The organism is Sulfitobacter dubius, assembly GCF_027214245.1.
Taxonomy (GTDB): Bacteria; Pseudomonadota; Alphaproteobacteria; order Rhodobacterales; family Rhodobacteraceae; genus Sulfitobacter; species Sulfitobacter dubius_A.
The window spans coordinates 331,099-357,573 of record NZ_JAPWHM010000005.1; the positions used below are offsets into that span (position 1 = coordinate 331,099).

General features: G+C 63.4%; 29 protein-coding genes. 12 read left to right on the plus strand and 17 right to left on the minus strand.

From position 1 onward, the window contains the following. Positions 1 to 12: 12 nt before the first annotated feature. A complete protein-coding gene (locus tag O4H31_RS14545) occupies positions 13 to 1,011 on the plus strand; it encodes a polyprenyl synthetase family protein (RefSeq protein ID WP_269346910.1) in 999 nt (332 codons plus the stop codon). Here the strand turns inward: O4H31_RS14545 and O4H31_RS14550 are convergent. The 4 genes from O4H31_RS14550 to soxR all read right to left on the minus strand — a co-directional run bounded on the left by O4H31_RS14550 (position 1,008) and on the right by soxR (position 5,989). After that, positions 1,008 to 1,880 (minus strand): 4-(cytidine 5'-diphospho)-2-C-methyl-D-erythritol kinase, encoded by an 873-nt coding sequence (locus O4H31_RS14550; RefSeq protein ID WP_269346912.1) that lies wholly within the window; start codon positions 1,878 to 1,880, stop codon positions 1,008 to 1,010. The genes O4H31_RS14545 and O4H31_RS14550 overlap by 4 nt on opposite strands. Continuing rightward, positions 1,877 to 3,586, minus strand: a complete 1,710-nt coding sequence (locus tag O4H31_RS14555; RefSeq protein ID WP_269346914.1) for a tetratricopeptide repeat protein — start codon at positions 3,584 to 3,586, stop codon at positions 1,877 to 1,879. The genes O4H31_RS14550 and O4H31_RS14555 overlap by 4 nt, the downstream gene beginning before the upstream one ends. Before the next feature lie 168 nt (positions 3,587 to 3,754). Next, positions 3,755 to 5,407, minus strand: coding sequence for an electron transfer flavoprotein-ubiquinone oxidoreductase (locus O4H31_RS14560; protein WP_269346916.1), 1,653 nt, complete (start codon positions 5,405 to 5,407; stop codon positions 3,755 to 3,757). Positions 5,408 to 5,533: 126 nt separating this feature from the next. Further along, positions 5,534 to 5,989, minus strand: coding sequence for a redox-sensitive transcriptional activator SoxR (gene soxR, locus O4H31_RS14565; protein ID WP_269346918.1), 456 nt, complete (start codon positions 5,987 to 5,989; stop codon positions 5,534 to 5,536). Between the two features lie 85 nt (positions 5,990 to 6,074). On the opposite strand from soxR, the gene O4H31_RS14570 reads away from it, so the two are divergent. From O4H31_RS14570 to O4H31_RS14580, 3 genes are all read left to right on the plus strand, one after another. After that, complete coding sequence (locus O4H31_RS14570; protein WP_269346920.1) at positions 6,075 to 6,455, plus strand: VOC family protein; 381 nt, start codon at positions 6,075 to 6,077, stop codon at positions 6,453 to 6,455. 142 nt (positions 6,456 to 6,597) lie between these two features. Further along, positions 6,598 to 7,068 (plus strand): transcription elongation factor GreA, encoded by a 471-nt coding sequence (gene greA, locus O4H31_RS14575; protein WP_067624274.1) that lies wholly within the window; start codon positions 6,598 to 6,600, stop codon positions 7,066 to 7,068. A 14-nt stretch (positions 7,069 to 7,082) separates the two neighbouring features. Then, on the plus strand, positions 7,083 to 8,150 hold the full coding sequence (locus O4H31_RS14580; protein WP_419723605.1) for a hypothetical protein: 1,068 nt from the start codon (positions 7,083 to 7,085) through the stop codon (positions 8,148 to 8,150). Positions 8,151 to 8,159: 9 nt separating this feature from the next. Here O4H31_RS14580 and O4H31_RS14585 read toward each other — a convergent pair whose 3' ends face one another. From O4H31_RS14585 to O4H31_RS14595, 3 genes are read right to left on the minus strand one after another with little or no spacing between them, the layout of a single operon-like run. After that, positions 8,160 to 9,923, minus strand: a complete 1,764-nt coding sequence (locus tag O4H31_RS14585) for a bifunctional molybdopterin-guanine dinucleotide biosynthesis adaptor protein MobB/molybdopterin molybdotransferase MoeA (protein WP_269346922.1) — start codon at positions 9,921 to 9,923, stop codon at positions 8,160 to 8,162. Beyond that, positions 9,920 to 10,522 carry a molybdenum cofactor guanylyltransferase MobA gene (gene mobA / locus O4H31_RS14590; RefSeq protein WP_259984302.1) on the minus strand — a complete coding sequence of 201 codons (603 nt, stop codon included), beginning with the start codon at positions 10,520 to 10,522 and terminating at the stop codon, positions 9,920 to 9,922. The genes O4H31_RS14585 and mobA overlap by 4 nt, the downstream gene beginning before the upstream one ends. A gap of 4 nt (positions 10,523 to 10,526) precedes the next feature. Continuing rightward, the gene (locus O4H31_RS14595) at positions 10,527 to 11,411 is read right to left on the minus strand and encodes a formate dehydrogenase accessory sulfurtransferase FdhD (RefSeq protein WP_419723606.1); all 885 of its coding nucleotides are present in this window, start codon (positions 11,409 to 11,411) and stop codon (positions 10,527 to 10,529) included. A 55-nt stretch (positions 11,412 to 11,466) separates the two neighbouring features. Here O4H31_RS14595 and O4H31_RS14600 point away from each other — a divergent pair, with 55 nt between their 5' ends. Together O4H31_RS14600 and O4H31_RS14605 are read left to right on the plus strand one after the other, a co-directional pair. Continuing rightward, positions 11,467 to 12,192, plus strand: a complete 726-nt coding sequence (locus O4H31_RS14600) for an AzlC family ABC transporter permease (protein WP_269346924.1) — start codon at positions 11,467 to 11,469, stop codon at positions 12,190 to 12,192. Then, complete coding sequence (locus tag O4H31_RS14605; protein ID WP_067940611.1) at positions 12,189 to 12,515, plus strand: AzlD domain-containing protein; 327 nt, start codon at positions 12,189 to 12,191, stop codon at positions 12,513 to 12,515. Before O4H31_RS14600 ends, O4H31_RS14605 begins: the two co-directional genes overlap by 4 nt. A 9-nt stretch (positions 12,516 to 12,524) precedes the next feature. Here the strand turns inward: O4H31_RS14605 and O4H31_RS14610 are convergent, their stop codons facing one another. The 5 genes from O4H31_RS14610 to O4H31_RS14630 form a co-directional block, all read right to left on the minus strand. Further along, positions 12,525 to 13,133, minus strand: coding sequence for a hypothetical protein (locus tag O4H31_RS14610; RefSeq protein WP_269346926.1), 609 nt, complete (start codon positions 13,131 to 13,133; stop codon positions 12,525 to 12,527). A gap of 33 nt (positions 13,134 to 13,166) precedes the next feature. Then, complete coding sequence (locus O4H31_RS14615; RefSeq protein ID WP_269346927.1) at positions 13,167 to 13,301, minus strand: aa3-type cytochrome c oxidase subunit IV; 135 nt, start codon at positions 13,299 to 13,301, stop codon at positions 13,167 to 13,169. A 155-nt stretch (positions 13,302 to 13,456) separates the two neighbouring features. Continuing rightward, the gene (locus O4H31_RS14620) at positions 13,457 to 13,915 is read right to left on the minus strand and encodes a DUF6173 family protein (RefSeq protein WP_269346928.1); all 459 of its coding nucleotides are present in this window, start codon (positions 13,913 to 13,915) and stop codon (positions 13,457 to 13,459) included. Positions 13,916 to 13,918: 3 nt separating this feature from the next. After that, positions 13,919 to 14,995, minus strand: coding sequence for an MBL fold metallo-hydrolase (locus tag O4H31_RS14625; protein WP_269346929.1), 1,077 nt, complete (start codon positions 14,993 to 14,995; stop codon positions 13,919 to 13,921). Continuing rightward, a complete protein-coding gene (locus tag O4H31_RS14630) occupies positions 14,995 to 16,722 on the minus strand; it encodes an acyl-CoA dehydrogenase (RefSeq protein WP_269346930.1) in 1,728 nt (575 codons plus the stop codon). Before O4H31_RS14630 ends, O4H31_RS14625 begins: the two co-directional genes overlap by 1 nt. 158 nt (positions 16,723 to 16,880) lie before the next feature. Here O4H31_RS14630 and O4H31_RS14635 point away from each other — a divergent pair, with 158 nt between their 5' ends. Continuing rightward, on the plus strand, positions 16,881 to 17,822 hold the full coding sequence (locus O4H31_RS14635) for an L-threonylcarbamoyladenylate synthase (RefSeq protein ID WP_269346931.1): 942 nt from the start codon (positions 16,881 to 16,883) through the stop codon (positions 17,820 to 17,822). On the opposite strand, the gene O4H31_RS14640 is transcribed toward O4H31_RS14635, so the two are convergent. Further along, positions 17,819 to 18,373: a YqgE/AlgH family protein gene (locus O4H31_RS14640; protein WP_120351756.1), complete on the minus strand. Its 555-nt coding sequence runs from the start codon at positions 18,371 to 18,373 to the stop codon at positions 17,819 to 17,821. The two genes, O4H31_RS14635 and O4H31_RS14640, sit on opposite strands and share 4 nt — an antisense overlap. 164 nt (positions 18,374 to 18,537) lie before the next feature. Here O4H31_RS14640 and O4H31_RS14645 point away from each other — a divergent pair, with 164 nt between their 5' ends. Then, the gene (locus O4H31_RS14645) at positions 18,538 to 19,350 is read left to right on the plus strand and encodes a protein-disulfide reductase DsbD domain-containing protein (RefSeq protein WP_269346932.1); all 813 of its coding nucleotides are present in this window, start codon (positions 18,538 to 18,540) and stop codon (positions 19,348 to 19,350) included. Between the two features lie 9 nt (positions 19,351 to 19,359). On the opposite strand, the gene moaB is transcribed toward O4H31_RS14645, so the two are convergent. Genes moaB through O4H31_RS14660 form a run of 3 tightly spaced genes read right to left on the minus strand, consistent with a single transcriptional unit; the run spans position 19,360 to position 21,270 of the window. Beyond that, complete coding sequence (moaB, locus tag O4H31_RS14650; protein ID WP_269346933.1) at positions 19,360 to 19,902, minus strand: molybdenum cofactor biosynthesis protein B; 543 nt, start codon at positions 19,900 to 19,902, stop codon at positions 19,360 to 19,362. Continuing rightward, the gene (locus O4H31_RS14655) at positions 19,899 to 20,513 is read right to left on the minus strand and encodes a LysE family translocator (RefSeq protein ID WP_259984291.1); all 615 of its coding nucleotides are present in this window, start codon (positions 20,511 to 20,513) and stop codon (positions 19,899 to 19,901) included. Before O4H31_RS14655 ends, moaB begins: the two co-directional genes overlap by 4 nt. After that, the gene (locus O4H31_RS14660; RefSeq protein WP_269346934.1) at positions 20,506 to 21,270 is read right to left on the minus strand and encodes a uracil-DNA glycosylase; all 765 of its coding nucleotides are present in this window, start codon (positions 21,268 to 21,270) and stop codon (positions 20,506 to 20,508) included. The genes O4H31_RS14655 and O4H31_RS14660 overlap by 8 nt, the downstream gene beginning before the upstream one ends. A 108-nt stretch (positions 21,271 to 21,378) precedes the next feature. On the opposite strand from O4H31_RS14660, the gene O4H31_RS14665 reads away from it, so the two are divergent. The 4 genes from O4H31_RS14665 (at position 21,379) to plsY (ending at position 25,057) form a co-directional block, all read left to right on the plus strand. Continuing rightward, entirely contained in the window at positions 21,379 to 22,326 is a 948-nt protein-coding gene (locus O4H31_RS14665; protein ID WP_067265620.1) for an aspartate carbamoyltransferase catalytic subunit, read from the plus strand. Between the two features lie 56 nt (positions 22,327 to 22,382). Continuing rightward, on the plus strand, positions 22,383 to 22,916 hold the full coding sequence (locus tag O4H31_RS14670) for a hypothetical protein (RefSeq protein ID WP_269346936.1): 534 nt from the start codon (positions 22,383 to 22,385) through the stop codon (positions 22,914 to 22,916). Between the two features lie 252 nt (positions 22,917 to 23,168). After that, the gene (pyrC, locus tag O4H31_RS14675; protein ID WP_269346937.1) at positions 23,169 to 24,449 is read left to right on the plus strand and encodes a dihydroorotase; all 1,281 of its coding nucleotides are present in this window, start codon (positions 23,169 to 23,171) and stop codon (positions 24,447 to 24,449) included. Then, entirely contained in the window at positions 24,449 to 25,057 is a 609-nt protein-coding gene (gene plsY, locus O4H31_RS14680; RefSeq protein ID WP_269346939.1) for a glycerol-3-phosphate 1-O-acyltransferase PlsY, read from the plus strand. The genes pyrC and plsY overlap by 1 nt, the downstream gene beginning before the upstream one ends. 35 nt (positions 25,058 to 25,092) lie before the next feature. On the opposite strand, the gene O4H31_RS14685 is transcribed toward plsY, so the two are convergent. Next, on the minus strand, positions 25,093 to 26,463 hold the full coding sequence (locus tag O4H31_RS14685) for a glutamate--cysteine ligase (RefSeq protein WP_269346941.1): 1,371 nt from the start codon (positions 26,461 to 26,463) through the stop codon (positions 25,093 to 25,095). Positions 26,464 to 26,475 lie beyond the last annotated feature (12 nt).

Below are 26,475 nucleotides of genomic sequence, written 5' to 3' on the forward strand. Positions count from 1 at the left end.
TGGGAAATGATGATGAAAAGTGATGCAACGGCCAAACCGCACGACCGCATGGCGGCCTATCTAAGCGACGATATGGCGGCAGTCAGCGCCCTGATCCGTGAGCGGATGGCGTCGAAACACGCGCCCCGCATTCCCGAAGTCACCGCCCATCTGGTCGAGGCTGGCGGCAAGCGCCTGCGCCCGATGCTGACACTGGCCGCAGCCCGGATGTGCGGCTACGGCGGCCCCTATCACGTCCATCTCGCGGCGACGGTGGAGTTCATCCACACCGCGACGCTGCTGCATGACGATGTGGTGGACGAAAGCGCCCAACGGCGCGGGCGGCCCACGGCGAACCTATTGTGGGACAACCAGTCGTCGGTACTGGTCGGCGATTACCTCTTCGCGCGCAGCTTTCAGCTGATGACCGAACCGGGCTCGATGCCTGTTATGCGCATCCTGTCGAACGCCGCCGCGACGATTGCCGAGGGGGAGGTCTTGCAACTGACCGCCGCGCAGAACCTTGCCACGGATGAACAGGTTTACCTGCAAGTCGTGCGCGGCAAGACGGCGGCGCTGTTCTCGGCCGCGACCGAGGTGGGCGGCGTAATTGCCGACGCGCCAGAGGATCAGGTCAAAGCGCTTTACGACTATGGGGACGCCCTTGGCATCGCCTTCCAGATCGTTGACGATCTTTTGGATTATCAGGGCGATACAGGGGCCACGGGCAAAAACGTCGGCGACGATTTCCGCGAGCGCAAGCTGACCCTGCCGGTGATCAAGGCCGTGGCCAAGGCCGATGAGACCGAGCGCGCCTTTTGGACCCGCACCATCGAGAAGGGCAAACAGGAAGAGGGTGACCTCGACCATGCGTTGATGCTGTTGAACAAACACGACACGCTGACGGCAACACAGCGCGATGCGCGAGACTGGGCGGAAAAGGCCAAATCGGCCCTTGCCCCCCTGCCCGCCCATGAATTGAAAGACATGTTGATCGATCTGGCCGACTACGTCGTCAGCCGGATCAACTAAGCGGCCAAGATCGGCGCGGCGGCGACCCACCAGCGGGGCGCGGCACTGCTGATGCGGTGGGCCGCGTCCTCGGCCTGCGACGCGGTGGCGTAGAGGCCGAAACAGGTCGCGCCCGAGCCGGACATCCGCGCCAGCGCCGCATCGCTCAGCGCCTCCAGACTGGCCCCGATAACCGACTCCCGCGCGATCGCCGGGGCGGCGAGGTCATTGCGCTGTTCGCCCAGAAAATCGATGAATTCAGTAAAGCCCGCGAAGGTCGGGATCACCTCCGGCATCGGCGGTTGGTTCTTTTCGGTCAGGGCCGCGAAAACGGCAGGCGTCGGCACATCGACACCGGGATTCACCAGCACCATATGGCAGGGCGGCAGCGGCGAAAGCGGCGTGAGGATCTCCCCCACCCCCTGCATCCGCTGCGGGCCGCGTGTCAGGCAGACCGGCACATCGGCCCCGAGCCGCGCCGTGTCTACGGGCAACGGGACGCCCCAATGCGCGGCAAGCAAGTCCAAAGCTGCCGCCGCATCGGCAGAGCCGCCGCCGATCCCTGCCGCCGCAGGCAGATGTTTCACCAGATGCAGCGCCGCACCTTGGCCTGCGCCCGCATCCAGCATCTCTGCCGCGCGCAGCACGAGGTTGCGTGCGTCGGTCGGTACACCTTCTGCATGCGGGCCGCTGACCGTCAGGGTCAGATCATTAGCCGCAGCCACATCCAGCCGGTCGCCCACGCCCGCCCGCACCACCAGCGAATCCAGCAAGTGATAGCCGTCAGCGCACTGGCCGGTGCAATGCAGGGTCAGGTTCACCTTGGCCCAAGCCATCCGCGACGCCGCAGCGCCGGGACCAGCGAGTGCCCCATCGTTCGAAAGGCTCATTCGTCTGCAGCAACCTTCAGCGGGGCCGCGCCCTCTTCGGCCAGCACGGCATCGAGCCCGACTTCCAGCTTGCGGCGCATCCGCTCGGGGTCAGCCTCGGAATCCGCATCCGTCAGGTCCACGAAAGACAGCGCCCGACGCCACTGGAACTCGGCCTCCCGCTGGCGGCCCACGGCCCAGTAGACATCGCCGAGGTGGTCGTTCACCACAGGGTCCACCGGCTCCAGTTCCACCGCGCGCTCCATCTGCTCGACCGCCTCTTCGTAGCGGTCCAGACGGTAGAACACCCACCCCAGCGAATCGACGATATAGCCACTGTCGGGGCTGGCAGCGACGGCGCGTTCGATCATGTCCAATGCCTCGTCCAAGTTGCGCTGCTGTTCAACCAGCGAGTAGCCGAGGTAGTTCAACACCTGCGGCTGCTCGGGATTCAGCTCAAGTGCGGCGCGGAAATCAGATTCTGACCCTTCCCAATCGCCGCTGCGCTCTTTGGCGATGGCACGGGCGTAGAACAGCACCCAGCGGGCGCGGGCGGTTTCAGGCGTCAACGCGAGCGCCTCGTCGTAGGACGCGATGGCCGCCTCATAGTCTTCCTCGGCGCGCAGCATGTCGCCCAAAGTGGAATGCACCACCGCCAGTTCCCCATGGCTGCGGGCAAGTTGCTCCAGCACTTCGATGGCCTGCGCTGTCTTGCCCGAGCGCCGCAGCGCATCGGCGCGGCCCAATTCCGCTGCGTGATAGGCGGGGCTATCGGCAGGCAGGGATTTGTACTCGGCAATCGCCAGATCATGCTCGCCGAGGTTTTCCAAAAGGCTGGCCGTCAGCAAAAGCGCATCGACATGATCGGGGCGCAGATAGCGGGCGATGCGCGAGTAGAGCAGAACGTAATAGTCCCCGGCCGCCTCATTGCGCAGCACGGCGGCGAAGGTGAAAAACACCTCGGCCATGCCCGCTTGGGCATCGGGCATATGGCTGAAGGGGACCGGTGCCTCTTGCTGCAGGGCCTCGATCAACCGCGCGATTTCGGGATCGCTATCTGCGCCAAAGCCGTCCGAGAGCACAGCGAGTGCATCGTCGCTACGCCCCAGTTGGCCAAGGATCTCGGCATGGGCCATGACCCCGCGCCGGGTCTGGCCCGCAGCACCCGCGGCACCACTGTCAAAGATCGCCTCTGCCCCTTCGAAATCACCCACACTCGCCAGCGCGAGGGCCTTGTGATACATCACAAAGCCCTGCATCCCGGCCTCTTCGCTCAACCCGTCAAACGCGGCCATGGCAGCGGTGACATCGCCTGCGCCCATATGCGCCCAAGCCTGCACCAACCCGCCGACCCAAGGGCCGATGGCCGATGTGTCTCGCTCTAGCAGGGCCTTGTAATCACCCTCTTTCGCCATGGCGGCCACAAGGGTCATCTCGGCCACTTGGCTCTTGGTGCCGAGGGTGATCATGTTGCGCGCCAGCGGCAGCGCCTTATCCACCCGCCCGAGCGAGAGATAGGACAGCACCGCGCTTTCCATCAGTTCGATGTTCTTGGGGTCACGGGCCAGCGCCTCGGTGTAGTAGCGCGCGGCCTCGGGGTAGTCGCTGTTCACGGCGGCATGACGCCCGGCCAGATAGGGGCCCGCGATCGACTGCGCCATCAGAGGCGCAGAAAGGCCGATGCAAAGCGCCGCGACGCTGGTGAAACCTAGGACATTCCGAAACATGCAAACCGCCTCATATCGCTTTGCGCTCAGGCTATCATCTCTGTGCCCGGGCGCAATGGTGGGGCCGCGATGAGGCATGCAGCCGACAGGATTTCGCCGATTCAGACAAAGAAAGGACCGACACGCCCTCGCCTATCGGTCCCTTCAACGTGCCCTTTGGCGGCCCGTTTACATGTTTGGGTAGTTTGGCCCGTCGCCGCCCTGCGGGGTGGTCCAGACGATATTCTGCGTCGGGTCTTTGATGTCGCAGGTCTTGCAGTGAACACAGTTCTGGAAGTTGATCTGGAACCGCGTCTCGCCGGTTTTCTCATCCTCGACGAATTCATAGACCCCCGCCGGACAATAGCGCGCCGAGGGGCCCGCGTATTTCGGCAGGTTCACCTCGACCGGAATGCTCGGGTCTTTCAGCTTGAGGTGCGCAGGCTGGCTTTCCTCGTGATTGGTGAACGAGAACGCCACGTTGGTCAGACGGTCAAAGCTGAGCTTGCCGTCGGGCTTGGGGTAGTCGATCTTTTTGTGCTTATCCGCAGGCTCAGTCGCTTCGGCGTCCGATTTCCCATGGCTCAGCGTGCCCAAAAGTGAGAAGCCGAGCGTGTTGGTCCACATGTCAAAGCCACCAAGCGCCAGCGAAGCGGTCAGCCCGTATTTCGACCACAGCGGTTTCACGTTGCGCACCTTCTTAAGGTCCGTCGCGATCGGCCCTTCGCGGACATCGGTCTCATATTCGGTCAGCTCATCACCGCCCCGGCCTGCTTGGATCGCGGCATAGGCGGCCTCAGCCGCTGCCTTGCCCGAGAGCATGGCGTTGTGGTTGCCCTTGATGCGCGGCACGTTGACCATGCCCACCGAACAGCCGAGCAGCGCCACGCCGGGGGCCACCATTTTGGGCATCGACTGATAGCCGCCTTCGGTGATTGCCCGCGCGCCGTAGGCGACACGTTTGCCGCCTTTAAGAAGTTCGGCCACCATCGGGTGATGCTTGAAGCGCTGGAATTCCATGTAAGGGAAAACATGCGGGTTCTTGTAACCAAGGTGGACAACGAAGCCGACGTAAACCTGATTGTTCTCAAGGTGATAGATGAAAGACCCGCCGCCCGCGTTGCTGTTCAGCGGCCAGCCCATCGTGTGGGTGACGGTGCCTTCGCGGTGCTTGGCGGGGTCAATCTCCCAAATCTCTTTCATGCCGAGACCGTATTTCTGCGGCTCTTTGCCCTCGTCCAACCCGTATTTCGCGATCACCTGTTTGCTCAGGCTGCCGCGCACGCCTTCGGAGAGGAAGACATATTTGCCGTGCAGCTCCATGCCCGGCTCATAGCTGGGGCCGGGGGTGCCGTCGGCCTGACGCCCCATCTCACCGGCAACGACGCCCTTAACTTCGCCATTCTCGCCGAACACAAGTTCAGAGCAAGCCATGCCGGGGAAGACTTCGACGCCCAGTTCCTCGGCCTGTTCGGCCATCCAACGGCAGACATTGCCCATAGAGACGATGTAGTTGCCGTGGTTTTTCATCAGCGGTGGCATCGGAAATTCGGGGATGCGCAGCTTGCCCGCCTCGCCCAACAGATAGAAGTTGTCTTCTTTCACCGGCACGTTGATCGGCGCACCTTTTTCTTTCCAATCGGGGATCAGCGCATCCAGCCCGCAGGGGTCAAGCACCGCACCCGACAGGATATGTGCGCCCACTTCGGAGCCCTTCTCTAGCACCACGACATTGCAATCGGCATCCAACTGCTTGAGCCGGATCGCAGCCGACAGGCCAGCAGGCCCGGCGCCGACGATCACAACGTCATATTCCATCGCTTCGCGTTCAATCTCGGCCATTTTGGTGCTCCCTCACGGCAAATTCGGTTTGGATTTGGCTAAACCACCGCCGCGCGCAATGCAATCGCGACCCTGCGTTTATTGCGCAAAACATGGCCTCAGCGACATAACATGACGCGCGACCTGTCAGGCCGCCGGTTCGTCCCCCATCAGATAGCGCGGTCCGGGGCCTTTTTCACCTGCTTGGTCGATAGGATTGTAAAGCGCGCAGGCCTCTAAGCTCAGACAGCCGCAGCCGATGCAGCCATCAAGGTTATCACGCAGTTTGCTCAGAGTGACGATCCGCGCGTCGAGTGCAGCGCGGAACCCCTCGGAAATGCGGGTCCAATCGGCCTTTGTTGGCGTGCGCCCGCCCGGCAAGCGGTCCAACTCAGCCTTGATCTGTGGCAGGGTGAAACCGAATTGCTGAGCGATCATGACGAAACTAAGCCGCCGCAGATCGGCCCGGTCAAACCGCCGCTGCCCACCGGCGTTGCGCCACGGCGCGATCAACCCCTGCGCCTCATAGTAGCGAATGGCCGAAACGGCGAGCCCGGTGCGCTTGGCCAAAGCCCCGATTGACAGCCCCTCATTTACCGCCATTTCGCCCCCACAAATCCCTTGACCTAAAGTTAGGTTTAACAATTACGCTCAGATGGCACAAGCGATCACAAAAAGGATAAACGCCATGCCCGCGCAACTTGAACATGCCAATTTCACCGTTTCTGACCCCGCCGCCACCGCCAATTGGATGCGCGAAGTCTTTGGCTGGAACCTGAGATGGGAGGGCGACGCCATGGCCGGGGGCCATACCAAACATGTCGGCACCGAGGCGCATTACGTCGCGCTCTACAATCCCGGCAAGGCGGACACTCTTACGAACACCAGCTACGAAACTATCGGTGCGCTCAACCACATCGCGGTCGTGGTGGATGACCTTGAGGCCACCGAAAAAGCCGTGCTGGCGCAGGGCTTCACCACCGGAAACCACGCCGACTATGAGCCCGGACGGCGGTTTTATTTCCACGATGCGGACGGGATCGAATATGAGGTCGTGCAATACGATTGACGGCAGTCAACCGCCGACCCAGAGGCCGTTAGGCTCTTGCAATTGGCGGGCAGTTTGGGTCAGGTATCTGCCAAGTTAACACGCAATTGGCCGCCCCCCGGCGAAAACCCGGGTGCGGCCCTCATTATGTAGGCACACCGCCATGGAAAAGATCCCGATGACCCGCGACGGTCACACCGCGCTCGAAGTCGAACTCAAGCAGCTCAAGTCGGTTGAACGGCCCGCCATCATCAAGGCCATCGCCGAAGCGCGCGAACATGGTGACCTGTCGGAAAATGCCGAGTATCATTCCGCCAAGGAAAAGCAGTCTTTCATCGAAGGCCGCATCAAAGAGCTTGAGGGCGTGATCTCGCTCGCGGATGTGATTGACCCCAAGAAACTGTCAGGGTCGATCAAATTCGGGGCCACGGTAACGCTGGTGGACGAGGACACCGACGAAGAGAAGACCTATCAGATCGTTGGCGAATATGAGGCCAATATCGAAAAGGGACTTTTGAACATCAAGTCGCCCATCGCCCGCGCGCTGATCGGCAAGGACGAAGGTGATTCCGTCGAGGTGCGCACCCCCGGGGGGCAAAAATCCTATGAGGTTCTCAAGATCGTTTACGCTTGACCGGGAAGGCTGACATGGCAGAGCCCGACGCTTCGACACCCCAAGATCAAGCCCCCCGCGCCCCGCGCGGCGGGAACGCCGCCGCTCGGCCTACGTCGATGGGCGTCTACGACCGCCCCAAATCCAACAGCATCACCGAGATTGAGATCATCGCGGGCGCGCTTTCGGCGCTTTGGCTGCTTGGCACGGCGATCTATTTCACCTTCATTGCCGCAGAGGTGCCGGAAGGGGCCAATGACGGGGGGCTGCGCGGGCTGCTGATCCTGTTGGTGGTGATCTTGCCGGTCGCGATGATCTGGGTCGGGGCCACCGCCGCCCGTGCCGGGCGGGTTATGCGTGAGGAAATCCAACGCCTACAGGCCGCGATTGATGCCATCCGGTATTCCTATATTTCGCAACAGCAGGGCAACAAACCTGCGGGCGACAGCAACATCGCGCGCAAGCTCGATGAACTCGCCGCCAGCGCCCGCAAGACCGAGATCGCGCTGGCCGGGCTTCAGGGCCGCGACGAGACTGCGCGCCCCGTCACCCCAGCCCCCGCGCCCACACCGCCCGCCGCCGAAGACCAGCCGACGCTGGCGCTTGGCACGCAGGCGGGCGACAAGGCACAGCCGCTCTCTGCCGAGGATTTCACCCGCGCGCTGAACTTCCCAGAAACAGCGGAAGACCAAGCCGGGTTCGACGCGCTGCGCCGTGCGTTGAAAGACCGCTCCGCCTCGCAACTGGTGCAGGCCGCGCAGGACGTGCTGACACTGCTCAGCCAAGATGGCATCTATATGGACGATCTGCGCCCCGACCGCGCGCGGCCCGAGGTCTGGCGGCAATTCGCCAGCGGAGCGCGGGGCCGTACAATTGCGCCTTTGGGCGGCATCCGCGACCGCTCCTCACTGGCACTGGCCAATGCCCGTATGCGGCAAGACCCGATCTTTCGCGATGCCGCGCATCACTTCCTGCGCCGGTTTGACCGGACCTTTGCCGAGTTCGAGAAACAGGCAACGGATGAGGAAATCTCATCGCTGGCTGACACCCGCACTGCCCGCGCCTTTATGCTGCTGGGCCGTTGTGCGGGCACCTTCGACTAACGCGCGGGCCTAGCCGGTAAAACTGCCGTAAGGAATGAAACGGACGAGATCGCCGGGCGCAATGTCGCGCGCGGTCTCGTCCAGTTCGACCAACCCTTCGGCCCAGCTTAGTCCGCTGATGCGCCCCGATCCTTCTGAGGCAAAAACCTCCGCCCGGCCATCGCGCATCCGCGCGCGCAGGTATTCCCGCCGCCCGGCCTTTTTGCGCTTCTCAAACGCCGCAGGCACATCAAAACCCTGAGGTTCCTGCCAGCCGCCCCCCGCAAGCAGCGCCATCGCAGGGCGTGCGAAGATCAGCGAACAGACCATCGCCGCCACCGGATTGCCCGGCAAGCCAAAGACCGGCACCCCTCGCCACAGGCCGAGCGCCAAAGGCCGCCCCGGCTTCACCGCGATCCGCCATAGCTGCATCGCCCCCGCCTCGGTCAACAGGGCTGAGACGTGATCTTCGTCCCCCGCCGATGCGCCGCCACTGGTGAGGATCACATCCAACTGCTCTGCCGCCGCGTCGAGCCTTGCGCGCAGCGCGGCGCTGTCATCGGCCACACGGCCCAGATCGACCGCCTCATGGCCAAAGTCGGCGACGAGTTGCAGCAGCATCGGGCGGTTGGCGTCGTAAATCTGCCCGTCGCGTGCTGCCTCCCCCATCTCGACCAATTCATCTCCGGTTGAGATCACACCGACCTTCAACCGCTTGCGTAGGTGCACCTCTGCCACACCTGCTGCCGCCATCAATGCCAGTTCCGCCGGACCAATGCGCGTGCCTGCGGTGAGGATGACATCGCCAGCTTCTACGTCCTCCCCGGCTTTGCGGGTGTTTGCCCCCTGTTTCACAGGCCCGTGAAACCGCAACATGCCGTCCTCGGCGGTCACGTCCTCTTGCAAGATCACGGTATCCACGCCCTCGGGCAGGGCCGCGCCGGTCAGCACGCGGATCGCTTGGCCCGCAGGCACTGCGCCGGGGCGGCCCCCTGCCGCAGCGCGGCCCGGCACCAGCGGAAGCTCATGCAACCCTTCGCCGCGCCCACCCGCAAAACCGTAGCCATCGACCGCCGTATTTGGCAGCGGCGGGTTGGCGCGGATGGCTGTAACGTCTTCGGCCACGATACGCCCCCCGGCATCGGCGGCGGGAAGGGTTTCGGCCCCCGTCACCGGGTGGAGGCGCTCTTTCAACAGCGCCAGCGCATCATCCACCGGGGTCCAATGCACGCCGGGCGGCAGGGCAAAGCAGTCGTTGCGCAGGGGCGGCGGTGCGGTGGTGGCAGGCGCCGTGAGGGCGGCGATCAGCCCCACTTCGCGCAGGATAAAATCGGCAATCGCACGGGTGTCGTTCAGGTCAAAAACAGGCCGGTCCATCTCAAGCGCCACGTCGCTGGCCACCGCCCGCACCGTCGGGTCATCCGGCGCGATCAGCGCGTTTCCGGTCTCGGCCCGGTGCGCTTCGACCTTGAGATGGCCATCGCGTTTGTAGCCTTCGATCAGCACCAGATCGACGGGCGCTAGCCGTGCCAGATGCGCCTCTAGCGGCGGCTCTTCGGCCCCGCGCAACTCATGCATCAAGGCAAAGCGCGCGCCAGATGCCAAGAGCACCTCTCGTGCGCCTGCGATGCGGTGGCGGTGGCTGTCCTTGCCAGGGTGATCCACGTCGAAGGTGTGATGGGCATGTTTGACGGTGGAGACGGTGAACCCCCGGCCCGTGATTTCGGCCACCAGCCGCTCCATCAATCCGGTCTTGCCTGCATTCTTCCAACCGACGACGCCGTAAACCCTCATGCCATCGCCTCTGCTGTCGCCAAATCCTCGGGCGTGTTCACGTTGAAGAATGCCGCCTCATCGGGGAAGAGCGCTTCGCGCCCGTCGTGTTTCTCGGTCCAGAGCACCACCTTACGCAGCCCAACCGCCAAAGCGCTGCGCAGATCGTCGCGCAGCGCCACGGGCCAGAGGCCAAAGGTCGGATGCCGCGCCGTGCCGCGTTTGGCGTCTGGGGTCGCAGCCAAGGCGAGCGGGTGGGTCATGCCATCAGCGGCGAGCAACAGACGCGGCACCAAATCGCAGGGGAAGAAAGGCGTGTCGGCAGCCGCGGTGACAATCGTCTCCGCCCCCTGCTCCGCCGCCCAATCCAACCCGGCAAGCACGCCTGCGAGCGGCCCGGCGAACCCTTCGATACTGTCCGCCAGCACCGGCAGGCCCAGATCCGCAAACCGCGCAGCATCGCCATTGGCGTTGAGCGCCAGCCCTGCCACCTGCGGCTCTAGCCGGTCGATTACCGACGACAGCAACGTACCTTGCCCAAGTGGCAGCAGGCCCTTGTCGCCACCGCCCATACGGGTCGCCTGCCCGCCCGCCAAAATGACGCCAAGTGGTTGTTTCATCATTTTATTCCTTTGCGGCCTTACGCCCGCTTTTGCGCGGCTCGTCGGCCACGGTGGACGGATCCGCGTCGCGGATCAACCGACCCTCGCCCGCCAGACAGGTAAATCGCTGCCCGCGCATCCGACCGATCAGCGTGAGGTTCACCTGCTGCGCGATCTCCACCCCCCAAGCGGTGAAACCCGAGCGGGACGCCAGCACCGGAATGCCCATCATCGCCGTCTTGATCACCATCTCAGAGGTCAGCCGCCCGGTGGTATAGAGCACCTTATCTTCGGCCCCCACGCCTTCGGAGAGCATCCAACCGGCGATCTTGTCGACCGCATTGTGGCGGCCCACGTCTTCCATATAAACGAGTGGCCGGTCGCCTTGGCACAGCACGGTGCCGTGGATCGCGCCAGCTTCAAGATAAAGGCTCGGCGTGCGGTTGATCTTGGCCGCCAGCGCATAGAGGTCCGAGGTGCGCACCGGCGTTTCGGGCAGACGCACATCGGCCAGCCCCTCCATCATATCACCAAAAACGGTGCCCACCGCGCAGCCGCTGGTGCGGGTCTTGCGCTGCATCTTGTCTTCGTAGTCGGTCGCGCGTTTGGTGCGGACGACGACGGTCTCAAGCTCTTCGTCATAGTCGACGCCGGTGATCTCCTCGTCCGAGCGCAACATCCCCTGATTGCGCAGAAAGCCGAGCGCCAGATAGGCCGGATAGTCGCCTATGGTCATCGCGGTCACGATCTCTTGCCGGTTGAGGAATATCGTCAGGGGGCGTTCTTCGACCACATTGATCGCCACCTCCGCGCCAGTGTGATCCACGCCAGAGACATTCCGCGTCAGTCGAACAGCAGTGGGATCGGGGGCGATCAGATAATTGCTAAGTTCATTGTCGCGGGCCAATTGTATCCCCTTCCGGTTAGGTCTAAGCCTTTGACATTATATTTAAGAGTTCGTCATGGCCATCACCACCACCAAATCCGCCTATCGCAAAGGTATCGTTGACGCATTGCCTTTCGTGCTGGTGATTATTCCCTTCGCCTCGCTCTTTGGTCTATTGGCGACCGAGGCGGGGTTGAACGTATTCGAGACGCTGACATTCTCGATCGTGGTGATCGCCGGGGCCGCGCAATTCACGGCGCTGCAACTGCTGCAAGAGGATGTACCCACGGCCATTGTGCTGGCCTCGGCGCTGGCGGTGAACCTGCGAATGGCGATGTATTCGGCCTCTCTCACCCCATGGATTGGCGGCGCGCCGCTGTGGCAGCGGGCGCTAGCGGCATATATGACGGTGGATCAATCCTATGTCGCTTCCATGACCCAATATGAGCGTGAGCCAGAGATGACCGTGCCGCAGCGCATGGCCTATTTCTTTGGGACCGTGACGCCGGTGGTGCCGCTTTGGTATCTCTTCACGCTGATTGGTGCGATGGTCGGCTCCAGCGTGCCGGACAGTTGGGCGCTGGACTTTGCCATTCCGATCACCTTTCTGGCCATGATCGCGCCGATGTTTCGCACGCTGGCCCATGTGGCGGCGGCACTGGTCGCAGTGGTTGTGAGCCTTATCGCTGTCGATGTGCCCTATGCGCTTGGGCTGATCATCGCGGGGCTTGCTGGCATGATCACCGGCGCGCAGGTCGAGGCGTGGATGGAACGGCGCAAACCGGGGAGCACGGCACGATGATCGACAGAACCTCACTTTGGATCGTGATCATCGGTCTTGGGCTTGGCAGCTTTTTCCTGCGCTTTGTCTTTACCGGATTGGTCGGCAACAAGCAGATGCCCGCGTGGCTGTTGCGGCACCTGCGCTATACCGCCGTGGCGATCCTGCCTGCGCTGGTGGCGCCGCAGGTAATTTGGCCCTCGGGCACGGACGGGCAGTTCGACCTGCCGCGTGTGACTGCCGCGGTGGTCACGCTGGGTGTGGGACTGGCGAGCAAGAACGTGCTCGCCGCGATCCTGTCAGGGGCCGCGGCGCTTTATGGAATGCTCTATCTGGTGGGGTAAGCGCGGGCGCTACTGGCGGGCCAGTTGCGCCGCGCGCAGGGCGTCGATCACATCGCCCTCATCATCTTCGTAATATTTTGTCGTGGTGACCCCCGGCAGTGTCTCAAACCGCTCTTGCAGTTTGACGGGGTAGAACGTCGACCCGACGTTTTGAAACCCGGGGATTTGGCTGAGAATACCGCTGGTGGCATTGGCGCAGAATGCACCGGGCACCGCCCCGTTGGAGGTCACCAGCCGAAGCGCCTGTTCGGCCACTTCGGGGCTGACCGGGATTTCCTGACTGACTACATGAAAGGTGCTGCGGGCATGGGCAGATTTATAGGCCTGCAGCCACGCGGGCGTTACCCCGTAGAGCACATCGCCCCGCTCGGCCATCCGCGCGTCCCGGAACGATCCGGCGGGATCAAAGATCACCCGCTGAGAGCCATTCACCATCAGCGCTGTATGCCCGCCGCTGCCGGTGCGGTTGTTCACCATGGTCATCAAAGTGAGGGAGGGCGACTCGGGCGAGCGATAGGCCGCACGCGCCACGACGTCGGGCGGGCTATCGGGGCTTTGATCCACCGAACAGCCTGCCAGAACGCCTACCAGCGCAATCGCCATCAAGAGAGTTTTCAAAGGGTTACCCTCTCGCGCAGGGATAGGGTCTGATCAACCGGCAAAGATCGCCAGCAGAACCAGGATCGCCAGGATGACAACGACGCTGCGCGTCACGAAGGTCATGAACCCGTCAAAGGTCTTTTGCTGTGGTTCGTAATTCATGCTGCCGTGTTCGTGTTCAGCCATTTTCGTCTCCCTAAGACAATCTGTTGGCGCTGATTAACCTATTCGTAACACCCTGTCACGGGGGGATGATAATCGGAAAACCATACTAGCAATACGGGAAACTGCGCGTTATAGGGGAATCTTACACCTGCACGCACGCGAAAGAATCGTGCAGATCAGGTCTCTTCCAGATCGGCGACCAAACGAAAGCCGATCCTTTGCGGAGCGGCATCGGGCACTTTCTTTGGCAGAGCCCGCAACATCACGTTTAATTGCCCCACATGCTGCACCAATTGCGCCCGTGCCCCTGCTGGATCGACGCCGTAAAAAGTGATGATGTCGGGGTCGAAATACCCCATGCCTTCGATCCGCAGCACCCCGGCGTCGCCCCCGGCAAAGCCAATCGCCGCCTCATGGTCGTTGTCGAGCTTTTCTTCAAAATTCTTGATATAAAGCACGACCCGCTCATAGGCCCATTGCGCGGGCGACTTTTGCTTCACTGGCTTGTCGGTTACCGATTTGGGCAACGGCTGGTCGCCTGACTTGCGCTGATCCGTGCCTGTATGCACCTCATGCATGCGCGGTAATGCGGCCTCCTCATAGGCTTCGGCCGCTGTTTTCACCTCATCGCCCATCGCTCACCCCTTGCGCTGATACACCCATGCGCCGTCTGCCTCACGCAGCACGCGCGTGGCCTCTCCGGCTTGGTAAAGGTGGCTCAGATGGGCGACAGCTTCAACCAGTGCGAGGCCATATTCCGCCTCGCCAATGCTGCGCTTGAACAGCGGCGCGAAACATTCCGAGGCCGATTTCGGCGTGTCGATATAGGCCAGCAGGCGGCGCAGGGCGCTGTGGTGGTTCTCGATCAACTGCTTGAGTCGTGTCGGCAGGCCGGTGAAGGGCAGTTTGTGCCCGCCAAGTACCAGATGATCCTCGCGGGCCAAGGGCAGGAAACGTTCGCAAGCCTCAAGCCATTCGCCGATGGGGTCGGCCATGGGCTCCGTCGGGTAGACACCGATGTTGGGGCTGATGGAGGGCAGGATTTGATCGCCCGCAATCACCAGATTGTCGTCCCGGCTCCAGAAGGTGGCGTGTTCGGGCGCATGGCCATTGCCGATATGCACTTCCCAATCGCGGCCACCCATGCGGATCACATCGCCCTGCCGGATGCGGGTGAACCCCAGCGGCAGCGGGGCCACCACATCGGCGAAATTGAAAGGCCGCTCATTGGCGCGTTTGTCATAGAGCGCCGAGGCCATCCCCGCTTTGCGGTAGAACGCAAGGGCTTCGGCGACCGGCACCTCTTGGACATCCAGCGTCAGCATCCGCGCGGTCAACCACGCGGTGCGCGTGGTGACCAGTTCCGCCCCGAACTCGGTCTGCAACCACCCGGCAAGGCCGATATGATCAGGGTGGTGATGGGTGACGACCACGCGCGAGATCGGCTTGCCGCCAAGCGGCCCCGCCATCAACCCGCGCCAAATTTCCTTGGCCCGACGGGAGGCGAAGCCCGTGTCGATCACCGTCCAGCTATCGCCTTCGTCCAAGGCATAGACGTTGACGTGATCCAGCTTCATCGGCAGCGGCAGGCGGAACCAAAGCACCCCCGGCGCCACCTCAATCGCCTCCCCCTCGGCGGGCGGCACCTCCCAAGGATAGCGCAGCCCCTTGGGGGTTTTTGGCGAAGCGGTAGAGAGGGTGGCCTGCTCTGTCATCAGCTTCTCAGGTCTTCGACATCAAGCGCATAGAGGTCTTCTGCCCCGGCCTGTGCATGGGCCAACAAGCCCTGATGCTCGGGCAAGAGACGTTGGATATAGAACCGCGCCAGCTTGGCCCGCGCATCGCCTGCGCCGGCGGCCTTCTCGGCCATGGCGGCTTGCAGATGCAGATGACCGCCCAGCACGCGGGCGAAGGCGCGCAGATAGGGGACGGCACCGGCGAAACGGGCGTTCATGTCCTTCTGCGCGGTCATCCACTCGGTCGCCTCGCGCAGGGTCTCGCTCGCCTGCCAGACCGCATCGGCCATGCGCGGGAAAGGGCCGCGGGCGGATTCGGCATGGGCTTCGATCTCATCCAAAAGACGGTTCGCCGCCTCGCCGCCGTCCATCATCTTGCGGCCCACAAGGTCCATCGCCTGAATGCCGTTGGTGCCCTCGTAGATCGCGGTCACGCGCACATCGCGGCTGAACTGCGCCGCGCCGGTTTCTTCGATAAAGCCCATGCCGCCATGCACCTGCACGCCCATCTCGGCGACGCCGATGCCCACATCGGTGCCGAATGCCTTGGTGATCGGCGTGAGGAACGCTGCCCGCGCGGCCCATTCGTCGCCCTGCCCGGCGCGCGCCATGTCGCTGGCATAGGCACAGCTCAGCGCGATCGCGCGGGAGGCAAAGATATCGGCCTTCATGCTCAGAAGCATCCGGCGCACGTCGGCGTGATCTACGATGGTGCCGGTGCCGCCTTCGACGGGAGAGCGGCCCTGCTTACGCTCCAGCGCATAGTCCAGCGCCAGTTGATAGGCGCCTTCAGCCGCGCCGATGCCCTGTTCGCCGACACCAAGGCGGGCGTTGTTCATCATGGTGAACATCGCCGCCATACCGCCACCTTCGCGGCCCACCAGCCAGCCGGTGGCCTTGTCATATTGCATCACCGCGGTGGGCGATCCGTGCAGGCCCAACTTATGCTCTAGGCTGACCACATTCACGCCATTGCGCTGGCCCGGCGCGCCAGCCTCATCGGGGATGAACTTCGGCACGAGGAATAGGCTGATCCCCTTGGTCCCCGCCGGCGCCCCCGGCAGGCGCGCAAGAACCAGATGGCAGACATTGCCTGCAAAATCATTGTCGCCCCAAGAGATGTAGATCTTCTGACCAGAGACCGCATAAGTCCCGTCGCCATTGTCTTCGGCCCGGCTGCTCAGCGCGCCCACGTCCGAACCCGCCTGCGGCTCCGTCAGGTTCATCGTGCCGGTCCATTCGCCCGAGATCAGCTTGGGCAGGTACAATTCCTTGATCGCGTCGCTCGCGTGATGCTCCAATGCTTCGATCTGCCCTTGGCTCATCAGGGGGGCGAGTTGCAGCGACAGGCAAGCGCCGCTCATCATCTCGTTGACCGCGCTGGTCAGGGTCATCGGCAGGCCCATGCCGCCAAACTCTGGGTCCGCCGACATGCCGATCCAGCCGCCCTCGGCAATCGCGGCAAAGCCTTCGGCAAAACCAGGAGAGGTTCGCACAATACCGTTTTCCAGCTTTGCAGGGTGCAAATCCCCGCCCCGTTGCAGCGGCGCCAGCACATCATCGCACAGCCGCCCGGCTTCGGACAGGATCGCCCCGGTGACGTCTTCGCTGGCTTCAGAGAAACGGTCGGTGCTGCGGAGCGTTGCGAAATCCAACACGTCCTCGATCAGAAAACGGTAGTCATCCACGGCGGCGCGGTACGGCATATCATATCCTCCTGAAAGGCGCGCTTGTTCTGGCAAGCCTGACATGGCCCTGATAAAGGCTGGTTTATGTTGCCGCCAGCATGAAATGCCTGGCCGCCCCCCGCAACCCAAACGCGGCGTCACGGGATGCTGCATGATCCGACAGGCCGAAACACCCGATGACCCAGCCGACCGAGACCCTGACCGCCACGCCCCAAGGCATCGCCCGCGCGGCACGCCTGCTGCAAGACGGCGCGCTCGTCGCCCTGCCGACCGAGACGGTCTATGGCCTTGGCGCGGATGCCCGCAATGGGGAAGCCGTGGCGGGCATCTATGCCGCCAAGGGGCGGCCCAGCTTCAATCCGCTGATCGTGCATTTGCCGGATATCGAGACGGCCAAACGATACGTTGAGTGGACGGACGATGCTGACCGGTTGGCGCAGGCCTTTTGGCCCGGCGCGCTGACATTGGTCTTACCGCTCAAGCCCGACAGCGGGCTGTCGTCACTGGTCACGGCGGGATTGCCCAGCCTTGCGGTGCGCGTGCCAGCCCACCCCGCCATGCGGCAGGTCTTGCAGGCACTCAACGGCCCCGTGGCCGCGCCCTCGGCCAACCCCTCGGGCAAGATCAGCGCGACCACGGCTGCGCATGTGCTGGCGGGCCTCGACGGTAAGATCGCGGCGGTACTGGATGACGGCGCTTGCAGCGTGGGGCTGGAAAGCACGATTATCGGCCTGACAGGTCCCCGCCCTGCCCTGCTTCGCGCAGGCGGCCTGCCGAGCGAGGCGATAGAGGCGGCGCTCGGGCAACCGCTGGAGATCATAGATGGGGCAGAGATCATCGCGCCGGGGCAGTTGGCCTCTCACTATGCCCCCGGCGCGGCGGTGCGGTTGAACGCGGAAACGGCTGGGCCGGGCGAAGTGCTGCTTGGCTTTGGAACGATGGTTTGCGACCTCAACCTCTCGCCCTCCGGCGACCTGACCGAGGCTGCGGCGAAGCTTTTTGACCATCTGCACCAGTTGGACGCCACCGGACAGAGCATCGCCGTAGCGCCGATCCCCGATCACGGCCTGGGCCGCGCGATCAACGACCGTTTGGCCCGCGCCGCCGCCCCGCGCTAGGCGTGGCCGGCTGAGGCCGAAAGCCCCAAAGGATCGATGCCCAGCGTTTTGAGCGCTGCCGCCCATTTCTCTGCATCCGGTAGGTCAAAGATCACCTCGGGCGACGCCTCACAGGTCAGCCAGCCGTTCTGCGCAATCTCGCCCTCCAACTGCCCCGGCCCCCAGCCCGCATAGCCCAGCATCAACTGGGCGCGCTCTGGCCCCTTGCCGGTCGCAATGTCTTCGAGGATGTCGCGCGTGGCGGTCAGCGCAATGCCATCGCCGACCCGCAGCGTTTCAAGGGCAGAGCGGTATTCATCGGAATGCAGCACAAAGCCGCGCCCCGTCTCGACCGGGCCGCCGAAATGCACGGCCAGAGATTTCGCCTGCGGCGGCGTGTCATCGACCAATTGATCCAGCACATCCGACAGACGCAGTTCCGGGGCGGGTTTGTTGACCATCAGCCCCATGGCGCCCTGTTCTGAATGCGCGGAAAGATAGATCACGGAATGGGCGAAACGTGGATCGCCCATGCCCGGCATCGCGACCAGCAGCTTGCCCGTCAGTTCCATTGTCTGACCCGTCAACGCCCACCTCCTGAAGGTAACCTTTCTTTGAACATGGCCGCTTGCGCCCCGCAAAACAAGAGATGCCGCCCGCCGCCCGTCCCATCGGCGAAACATGGATGATGCAAATGTGACTTGGCAGGCGCGGATGGATACCGCATCAAGGCCGCATGAATATATCGCGCCTCTTCTCCGCCGTTCTTTCCTGCCTTGCCCTTGCCCTGCCTGCCGCCGCACAGGACGGTGTCGGCACGCCGTTGCAGGGTGATCTGCTCACTGGTTGGCAACAGGCCGACGGGCGGCGGGTGGCGGCGATCCGGCTGCGCATGGCACCGGGGTGGAAGACCTATTGGCGCAGCCCCGGTGACGCAGGGATTCCGCCAGAGTTCGACTGGTCCGGCTCGGACAACCTGCGCGACGTGCAGATCACATGGCCCGCGCCCAAGGTCTTTGACCAAGGCGGGGTGAACTCCATCGGTTATGCGCGCGAGGTGATCCTGCCGCTGACCATCACCCCGCGCCGCCCCGGTGCCCCGGTAAGCTTGGACGCCAGCATCGACCTTGGCGTGTGCAGTGACATCTGCCTGCCACAAACCATCCGCCTGCGCGCCCTGCTCGACACCAAAGACAGCAAGCCCACTCCGGCCATCGCCGCCGCCTTTGCAGCGCGACCCTATTCGGGGGCCGAGGCTGGATTAAAAAGCGCCCAATGCAGCCTGCGCCCCACCGCGCGGGGGCTGGAGATCGAAACCCGGCTCGCCCTGCCCTCTGCCGGGGGTAAGGAGACCGTGGTGATCGAACCCGGCAACCCCAACATGTGGATGAGCGAGATGGACAGCCAGCGGTCGGGCAATACGCTTGTCGCCAGCGGAGAGATGATCGCCGAGAACGGCACGGCGCTGGCATTGGACCGCTCTGCCATTCGGATCACCGTCATCGGGCAGGATCATAGTGTCGAGATCACGGGCTGCACCTCTGGCTAAGCCACGGCGCTACTTGCGGCGCTGATGCTCGTCCAGCCGGGGCATGATCTCAACGAAGTTGCAGGGCATATGGCGGTAGTCCAACTGCTTGAGCAGAATGCCGTCCCATGCGTCTTTGCAGGCCCCCGGGCTGCCGGGCAACGCGAAGAGATACGTCCCCTGCGCCACGCCGCCTGTGGCGCGGCTTTGCACGGCGCTGGTGCCGATCTTCTCCATTGAAATCATGGTGAAAACCGTGCCGAAAGCGTCGATCTCTTTCTCATAGACATCGCGGTGCGCTTCGACCGTTACGTCGCGCCCGGTGAGGCCGGTGCCGCCGGTGCTGATCACCACGTCAATCTCAGGGTCCGCGCACCAGTCGCGCAGTTGCGCCGCGATGGCGGGGCGGTCGTCGGTCACGATTTCGCGCGCCGCCAGCACATGGCTCGCCGCTTCAATCCGCGCGACCAAAACATCGCCGGAGCGGTCCTCGGCCAAGCTGCGGCTGTCCGAGACGGTCAGCACGGCGATTCTCACGGGGATGAACTCCCGGCTGTCGTCGATCCTGCTCATGTCCGCTCCATCATTGCCAAACGCGCGGCCAGTGCCACGAAAATACCGCTGCTGATCCAGCCGAGCACACGCCCGCCGCCAGCCAGCCGCCGCCCGATCCCGGCAGCGAAAACACCCACCGCGCCGTTGATGACGAAACCGCCCAAAGCCAGCACCGCGCCAAAGGTCAGGAACTGCGCTAAGACCGGCCCGGCGTCGGGCACCACGAATTGCGGCAAGAACGCCAGCACGAAAAGGATCACCTTGGGGTTGGTCAGATTGACGATAAACCCGGTATTAAACGCCCGCCAGCCGCCCATGCCGGGTGTCGTATCCCGCGGTTTTCCGGCTTGTCGCAGCGTTTGAACCGCAAGCCACAGCAAATAGGCCACGCCGAGCCAGCGGATCAGATCAAGCGCCCAAGGCAGCGCCGCCACCAGCGCACCAAGGCCAAGCCCCGCCAGCGTCACATGCACCAAAGCGCCCGCGGAGATCCCCGCACTCGCCGCCAGCGCGGCACGCGGGCCCGAACGCAGCCCCTGCCCAAGGCAAAACATCATATCCGCCCCCGGTGTCAGGTTCAGCGCCAAGGCGGCGGGCACGAAAGCGAGAAGGGTCAGCGCATCAACCATCGCGCAGCTTCGCCTGAACGCTAAGCAGATCAGCCCAAGCCTCGCGCTTGGCCTCGGGGTTGCGCAGAAGGTAGCCGGGATGCACCATCGGCATGCAAGAGAGATCGGCGGCCTTTGTCCAATTGCCCCGCAACCGCATAATGCTGCGTTTTTCCAGCAGCGACTGGCAGGACCAATTGCCAAAGAGCACCAGCACCTTGGGCTTGGCCAACTCGATATGACGCTGCACAAAGGGGCGCATCATCGCAATCTCATCCGGTTTCGGGTCGCGCCCCTGCGGCGTGCGCCACGGCAGGATATTCGACAGGTAGACATTGCGGTCCCGCCCCATGTCGATCGCGGCCAGCATCCGGTCAAGCATCTGACCCGTGCGCCCCACGAAAGGCTTGCCCGCGCGGTCTTCGTCGCGGTCGGGCGCTTCGCCAAAGATCATCAAAGGCGCGCCCGGCACCCCATCGGCAAAGACCAGATTGCGTGCGCCTTTGTGAAGCTCGCAATGTTCGAACCCTTGGACCGCGGCGCGCAACTCTTCCAAGGTCTGCGCGCCCCGCGCGGCGCGGCGGGCCAAAGCGACGGGGTCGGGCGTTTCCGACGCCTGCAAAGGCTGGGGGCCCTTGCCAATCTTGGCACTGGCTTTGGGCGGGCTTGCGGGCACCTCATAGCGGTTGACCGGCGCGTCGCAAATCGCCTCGGTCGCGCCAAGCTCAACCTGCCACGCCAGCATCTCTGCCGCCTGATGATAATCGAATGATTCCATGGCCGCAGCTTACGCTCTGCGCGCGGGGGGCGAAATGCCCTATCGCTGCGCTTTACCTGCCAAGCCACCCGCGCCTATAAGGCGGCAACAGCAGAAGGGATCGCCACCATGTCATTCGCCCATCGCCACCTGCTTGGCATCGAACAGCTCTCGCAATCCGACATTACCACCCTTCTGGATTTGGCCGACACCTATGCCGACCGTAACCGCCAGCCGAACAAGCATTCGGACGCGCTGCGCGGGCTGACGCAGATCAACATGTTTTTTGAAAACTCCACCCGCACGCAGGCGAGTTTCGAGATCGCGGGCAAGCGTCTTGGTGCGGATGTGATGAACATGGCGATGCAGGCCAGCTCGATCAAAAAGGGCGAGACGCTGATCGACACGGCGATGACGCTCAATGCCATGCACCCCGATCTGCTGGTCGTGCGTCACCCGCAGTCGGGCGCGGTGGACCTGCTGGCGCAGAAAGTAAATTGCGCGGTTCTCAACGCAGGCGACGGGCGGCACGAGCACCCCACGCAGGCGCTGCTGGATGCGTTGACGATCCGCCGCGCCAAGGGGCGGCTGCACCGCCTCAGCATCGCGATTTGTGGCGACATCGCGCACAGCCGCGTGGCACGGTCGAACATTTTGCTGCTTGGCAAGATGGAGAACCGCATCCGCCTTGTCGGCCCGCCGACACTGATGCCGAGCCAGATCGACCAATTTGGCGTCGAAGTCTTTGACGACATGAAAAAAGGCCTCGAAGGCGTCGACGTGGTGATGATGCTGCGACTTCAGAAAGAGCGGATGGACGGCGGCTTCATCCCGTCGGAGCGCGAGTATTACCACCGCTACGGGCTGGATGCCGAAAAGCTCGCCCATGCTAGCCCCGACGCCATCGTCATGCACCCCGGCCCGATGAACCGCGGGGTCGAGATTGACGGCACCTTGGCCGACGACATCAACCGTTCCGTCATTCAAGATCAGGTCGAGATGGGCGTCGCCGTGCGCATGGCCGCGATGGACCTGCTGGCGCGCAACCACATCGCCGCCCAGCCCGGCGCCGCTTGAGCGGAACCCCAAAGGGCCATGCGGCGTTTTCCTGAGAACAGTCAAAGGAAGCCGTCATGCCCCATACAGAAGTCGCCCCGCAAGAAGCCGGCAAGGTCCGGGTCTATACCCTCTCGCTCTCGGATGCCGAGGCGCGCGCGATGCGCGATGATGAGACCGCACAGGCCGCGGCCCTTGGGATTGAGCGGATCGACGCGGCCTATACAGAGGTCTTCCGGGTGGCCGACCTCGATCAACTGGGGCTCGCGGGCTATCTGCGCGACGGCAATGGCGTGAACCCCGATCAGATCGAGACGGACCGCAGCAAGCTTGCCGCGCTCGACGGCTGGGTGATGATCGTCTACTCCCGCGCATTCGCCGGACAGTCGCTGCAACTGGCCCCGATCCCGGCGCTGACCCATATCGGCACCTATACCGAAGGCGGCCCCGACACGCCCGTGCAAGCGATGGAAGCCGAAGCCGCGCAGCCCTACACTGGCATCCCCCGCGTCTCTCCGGCTGAGCCTGCAAAGGGCGGTGGCGGCAAGACGATGGTGATCGTGGCCGTCGTCGCATTGATCTTGCTGGTTATCTGGTGGCTGCTGGCCTAAGCGCGAAAACCGCTGGCACCCTTGGTGCTAGCGGGCTACATCTGGCCCATGCAAGAACCTGAACACGATCCCAAAATGTCTGGCCGTATTGCCATGGTCGCCCTTCTGGTGGCCTTTGGCGTGGTTGGAATGATGATTTGGATCGGCGGTTAAGGGCGATACCTGCCTCAGAAAACCGCGAAAACCGCTTGGTCTAGGGGGCGATTTGGGGCATGACAGCGGCGCATCTGCTATCGCATCAAAGGCCCGCCCATGACCCAGTTCTTCACCAATCTGCGCCTTCTTGACCCTCAGGCGGGCACCCTTGAGCCCGCCGCGGTTTTGGTCCGCAACGGGGTGATTGCCGAGGTTCTGGACGGTGACGCCACAGCGCCCGACGGCGCGGAGGTGATGGATTGCAGTGGTCATATCCTCGCCCCCGGCATCGTCGATATTGGCGTGAAAGTTTGCGAACCGGGCGAGCGGCACAAGGAAAGCTACCGCTCTGCCGGGCTGGCGGCGGCGGCGGGCGGGGTGACCACGATGGTCACGCGCCCTGATACAGACCCCGCCATCGATAGTCCCGAGACACTCGAATTCGTCACCCGCCGCGCTAATGAGGCCGCCCCGGTGAACGTGGTGCCCATGGCCGCGCTCACCAAAGGCCGCGAGGGGCGCGAGATGACCGAGATTGGCTTCCTGATGGACGCCGGTGCCGCCGCCTTTACCGATTGCGACCGCGTGGTGACGGATACCAAAGTCTTCTCTCGCGCGCTGACCTATGCCCGAAGCCTCGGCGCGCTGGTCATCGCGCATCCGCAGGATCCGGGGCTGAGCAAGGGGGCGGCCGTCACCTCCGGCAAATTCGCCTCGCTGCGCGGGTTGCCTGCCGTCTCGCCCATGGCCGAGCGGATGGGGCTGGACCGCGACATCGCCCTCATTGAGATGACCGGCGCGCGCTACCATGCGGATCAGATCACCACGGCCCGCGCCCTGCCCGCGCTGGAGCGCGCCAAACGCAACGGGCTCGACATCACCGCGGGCGTGGGCATCCACCACCTGACGCTGAACGCACTGGATGTGGCCGACTACCGCACCTTCTTTAAGGTGAAGCCCCCGTTGCGCGACGAGGAAGACCGCATCGCCGTGGTCGAAGCCGTCGCCAGCGGCCTCATCGACATCATCTGCTCCATGCATACCCCACAGGATGAAGAAAGCAAACGCTTGCCGTTTGAGGAAGCCGCCAGCGGCGCGGTCGGGCTGGAAACACTGCTGCCCGCCGCCCTGCGACTGGTCCATGCTGAGATGATGGATCTGCCGACGCTTTGGCGCGCGCTGTCGCTGAACCCGGCCAAACGGCTCGGCCTACCCGGCGGGCGGATTGCCGTGGGGGCGCCTGCGGATATGGTGCTGTTCAACCCCGACACGCCCTTCGTGTTGGACCGCGCGACGCTGCGGTCAAAATCCCGCAACACGCCCTTTGACGGGATGCGGATGCAGGGTAAGGTCGTGGCAACTTATGTAGCAGGCTCCTGCGTTTACGAGGCGAATTGATGCCCCCTATCGACACTTCTATTGAAATGATCCTTTTCTGGGCGCTGGCGGGCTATATCATCGGCTCCATCGCTTTTGGCATGTTGTTGGCGCGGCTGATGGGGCTGGGCAACCTGCGCGATATCGGGTCGGGCAATATCGGCGCGACCAATGTGCTGCGCACCGGCAACAAAAAGGCCGCGGCGCTGACGCTGTTGCTGGATGGGGCCAAGGGGGCCGTGGCGGTGTTGCTGGCGCGGGCCTTTGCGGGAGAAGATGCGGCGCAGGCGGCGGCACTTGGGGCGATGATCGGCCATTGTTACCCGATCTGGCTGGCCTTTCGCGGTGGTAAGGGAGTGGCGACTTTTCTGGGCATCATGCTGGCGCTGGCTTGGCCGGTTGGGCTGGCATGCTGTGCGGTCTGGTTGATCACGGCGGTAATCTCGCGCATTTCTTCCCTGTCCGCGCTAGCTGCGGCGGCGAGCTCAACCTTCTTGCTGGTATTTCTCGGCTACGGGGAAATGCTGCTCTTGGGGATCGCGCTGACACTGCTGATCTTCTGGCGGCACCGCGACAACATCCGCCGCATCCGTGCAGGTACGGAATCGCGGATCGGTCAGAAAGGCTGACACCGCACCGAAGGCGGCATCAGCCTCTTCATGCTTTAGTAGGAATATTCGGCGTAGATACGGCTTAGGTCGCCGTTCCATGGCCCATGATAATCTGCCAGCAAGTCATCCGCAGGCACGCGGCCTGTCTCGATACTGTCGCGCAGGGCGTTGAGGAAATGCGTTTCATCCGGCACAAGACCACCGGCACCGGGACGCGCGCGGGATTTCAAACCGGCCTCTGACAGGGCCACCGCCTCGCGCGCAAGATCATGCATCTTGAGCCCGCCAACCTCGGCCTGAAGGCCATGGGTCGAGGCGGCGACGCGCAGTTCTTCCCGCGTCTCTGCATCCCAGTCCTTGACCAAATCCCAAGCGCCATCCAGCGCGGATTGGTCATACATCAGCCCTACCCAGAAGGCGGGCAGCGCGCAAAGACGCCGCCAAGGGCCACCATCGGCCCCGCGCATCTCAATGAATTTCTTAACCCGCGCCTCGGGGAAAAGGGTCGTCAGATGGTCGGCCCAATCGCTGAGCGTTGGCTTTTCGCCAGGCAGCGCGGGCAGTTCGCCTTTCAGGAAATCGCGGAAAGACTGGCCAAGCGCGTCGATATATTTACCGTCGCGGTAGACAAAATACATCGGCACATCGAGCGCATATTGCACCCAAGCCTCGAACCCGAAACTTTCGTCAAAGACGAAAGGCACCATCCCGGTGCGGGCATCATCCAGATTGCGCCAAACCAGACCGCGGGTGGATTTCACGCCATTGGGCTTGCCGTCGAGGAAGGGTGAATTGGCGAAAAGCGCATTGGCGATCGGCTGCATCGCCACGGCGACGCGCATCTTTTGCACCATGTCGGCCTCACTCGCGAAATCGAGGTTGACCTGAACGGTACAAGTGCGGCGCATCATGGTGGTGCCCATGGTGCCGACCTTTTGCATATAGCTGTCCATCAGCTTGTAACGGCCCTTGGGCATCAGATCCATTTGCTCATGCGACCATTCGGGCGCTGCCCCCAGACCGATGAAGCCCACGCCGATCTCATCGGCCACGTCTTTCACTTCGCGCAGATGGGTGTTCACCTCATCGCAGGTCTCATGGATGGTCTCGACCGGCGCGCCTGACAGCTCCAACTGGCCGCCCGGCTCAAGACTGATGTTGGCACCGTCTTTCTCAAGCCCGATCAGCTTGCCACCCTCTTCGACAGGGGCCCAATTGTGACGGTCGCGCAGACCTTCCAACATCACCCGAATCGAGCGGTCCCCCTCATAGGGGAGCGGTTTGAGCGTGTCTTTGCAGTAGCCGAACTTCTCGTGCTCGGTGCCAATGCGCCAGTCTTCGCGCGGCTTGCAACCGTCGGCCAGATACTGCGCCATTTGGTCATGATGTTCGATCGGGCCGCCGCCGGATTGAGGAATGGACATTTGCGAGGGCTC

What these genes read in the sequence shown, in the direction of transcription:
- O4H31_RS14545 (WP_269346910.1), top strand. Translation starts at nt 13, where the DNA reads ATGAAAAGTGATGCAACGGCCAAACCGCACGACCGCATGGCGGCCTAT.
- O4H31_RS14550 (WP_269346912.1), bottom strand. Translation starts at nt 1,880, where the DNA reads ATGAGCCTTTCGAACGATGGGGCACTCGCTGGTCCCGGCGCTGCGGCG.
- O4H31_RS14555 (WP_269346914.1), bottom strand. Translation starts at nt 3,586, where the DNA reads ATGTTTCGGAATGTCCTAGGTTTCACCAGCGTCGCGGCGCTTTGCATC.
- O4H31_RS14560 (WP_269346916.1), bottom strand. Translation starts at nt 5,407, where the DNA reads ATGGCCGAGATTGAACGCGAAGCGATGGAATATGACGTTGTGATCGTC.
- soxR (WP_269346918.1), bottom strand. Translation starts at nt 5,989, where the DNA reads ATGGCGGTAAATGAGGGGCTGTCAATCGGGGCTTTGGCCAAGCGCACC.
- O4H31_RS14570 (WP_269346920.1), top strand. Translation starts at nt 6,075, where the DNA reads ATGCCCGCGCAACTTGAACATGCCAATTTCACCGTTTCTGACCCCGCC.
- greA (WP_067624274.1), top strand. Translation starts at nt 6,598, where the DNA reads ATGGAAAAGATCCCGATGACCCGCGACGGTCACACCGCGCTCGAAGTC.
- O4H31_RS14580 (WP_419723605.1), top strand. Translation starts at nt 7,083, where the DNA reads ATGGCAGAGCCCGACGCTTCGACACCCCAAGATCAAGCCCCCCGCGCC.
- O4H31_RS14585 (WP_269346922.1), bottom strand. Translation starts at nt 9,923, where the DNA reads ATGAGGGTTTACGGCGTCGTCGGTTGGAAGAATGCAGGCAAGACCGGA.
- mobA (WP_259984302.1), bottom strand. Translation starts at nt 10,522, where the DNA reads ATGAAACAACCACTTGGCGTCATTTTGGCGGGCGGGCAGGCGACCCGT.
- O4H31_RS14600 (WP_269346924.1), top strand. Translation starts at nt 11,467, where the DNA reads ATGGCCATCACCACCACCAAATCCGCCTATCGCAAAGGTATCGTTGAC.
- O4H31_RS14605 (WP_067940611.1), top strand. Translation starts at nt 12,189, where the DNA reads ATGATCGACAGAACCTCACTTTGGATCGTGATCATCGGTCTTGGGCTT.
- O4H31_RS14615 (WP_269346927.1), bottom strand. Translation starts at nt 13,301, where the DNA reads ATGGCTGAACACGAACACGGCAGCATGAATTACGAACCACAGCAAAAG.
- O4H31_RS14620 (WP_269346928.1), bottom strand. Translation starts at nt 13,915, where the DNA reads ATGGGCGATGAGGTGAAAACAGCGGCCGAAGCCTATGAGGAGGCCGCA.
- O4H31_RS14625 (WP_269346929.1), bottom strand. Translation starts at nt 14,995, where the DNA reads ATGACAGAGCAGGCCACCCTCTCTACCGCTTCGCCAAAAACCCCCAAG.
- O4H31_RS14630 (WP_269346930.1), bottom strand. Translation starts at nt 16,722, where the DNA reads ATGCCGTACCGCGCCGCCGTGGATGACTACCGTTTTCTGATCGAGGAC.
- O4H31_RS14635 (WP_269346931.1), top strand. Translation starts at nt 16,881, where the DNA reads ATGACCCAGCCGACCGAGACCCTGACCGCCACGCCCCAAGGCATCGCC.
- O4H31_RS14640 (WP_120351756.1), bottom strand. Translation starts at nt 18,373, where the DNA reads ATGGAACTGACGGGCAAGCTGCTGGTCGCGATGCCGGGCATGGGCGAT.
- O4H31_RS14645 (WP_269346932.1), top strand. Translation starts at nt 18,538, where the DNA reads ATGAATATATCGCGCCTCTTCTCCGCCGTTCTTTCCTGCCTTGCCCTT.
- moaB (WP_269346933.1), bottom strand. Translation starts at nt 19,902, where the DNA reads ATGAGCAGGATCGACGACAGCCGGGAGTTCATCCCCGTGAGAATCGCC.
- O4H31_RS14655 (WP_259984291.1), bottom strand. Translation starts at nt 20,513, where the DNA reads ATGGTTGATGCGCTGACCCTTCTCGCTTTCGTGCCCGCCGCCTTGGCG.
- O4H31_RS14660 (WP_269346934.1), bottom strand. Translation starts at nt 21,270, where the DNA reads ATGGAATCATTCGATTATCATCAGGCGGCAGAGATGCTGGCGTGGCAG.
- O4H31_RS14665 (WP_067265620.1), top strand. Translation starts at nt 21,379, where the DNA reads ATGTCATTCGCCCATCGCCACCTGCTTGGCATCGAACAGCTCTCGCAA.
- O4H31_RS14670 (WP_269346936.1), top strand. Translation starts at nt 22,383, where the DNA reads ATGCCCCATACAGAAGTCGCCCCGCAAGAAGCCGGCAAGGTCCGGGTC.
- pyrC (WP_269346937.1), top strand. Translation starts at nt 23,169, where the DNA reads ATGACCCAGTTCTTCACCAATCTGCGCCTTCTTGACCCTCAGGCGGGC.
- plsY (WP_269346939.1), top strand. Translation starts at nt 24,449, where the DNA reads ATGCCCCCTATCGACACTTCTATTGAAATGATCCTTTTCTGGGCGCTG.
- O4H31_RS14685 (WP_269346941.1), bottom strand. Translation starts at nt 26,463, where the DNA reads ATGTCCATTCCTCAATCCGGCGGCGGCCCGATCGAACATCATGACCAA.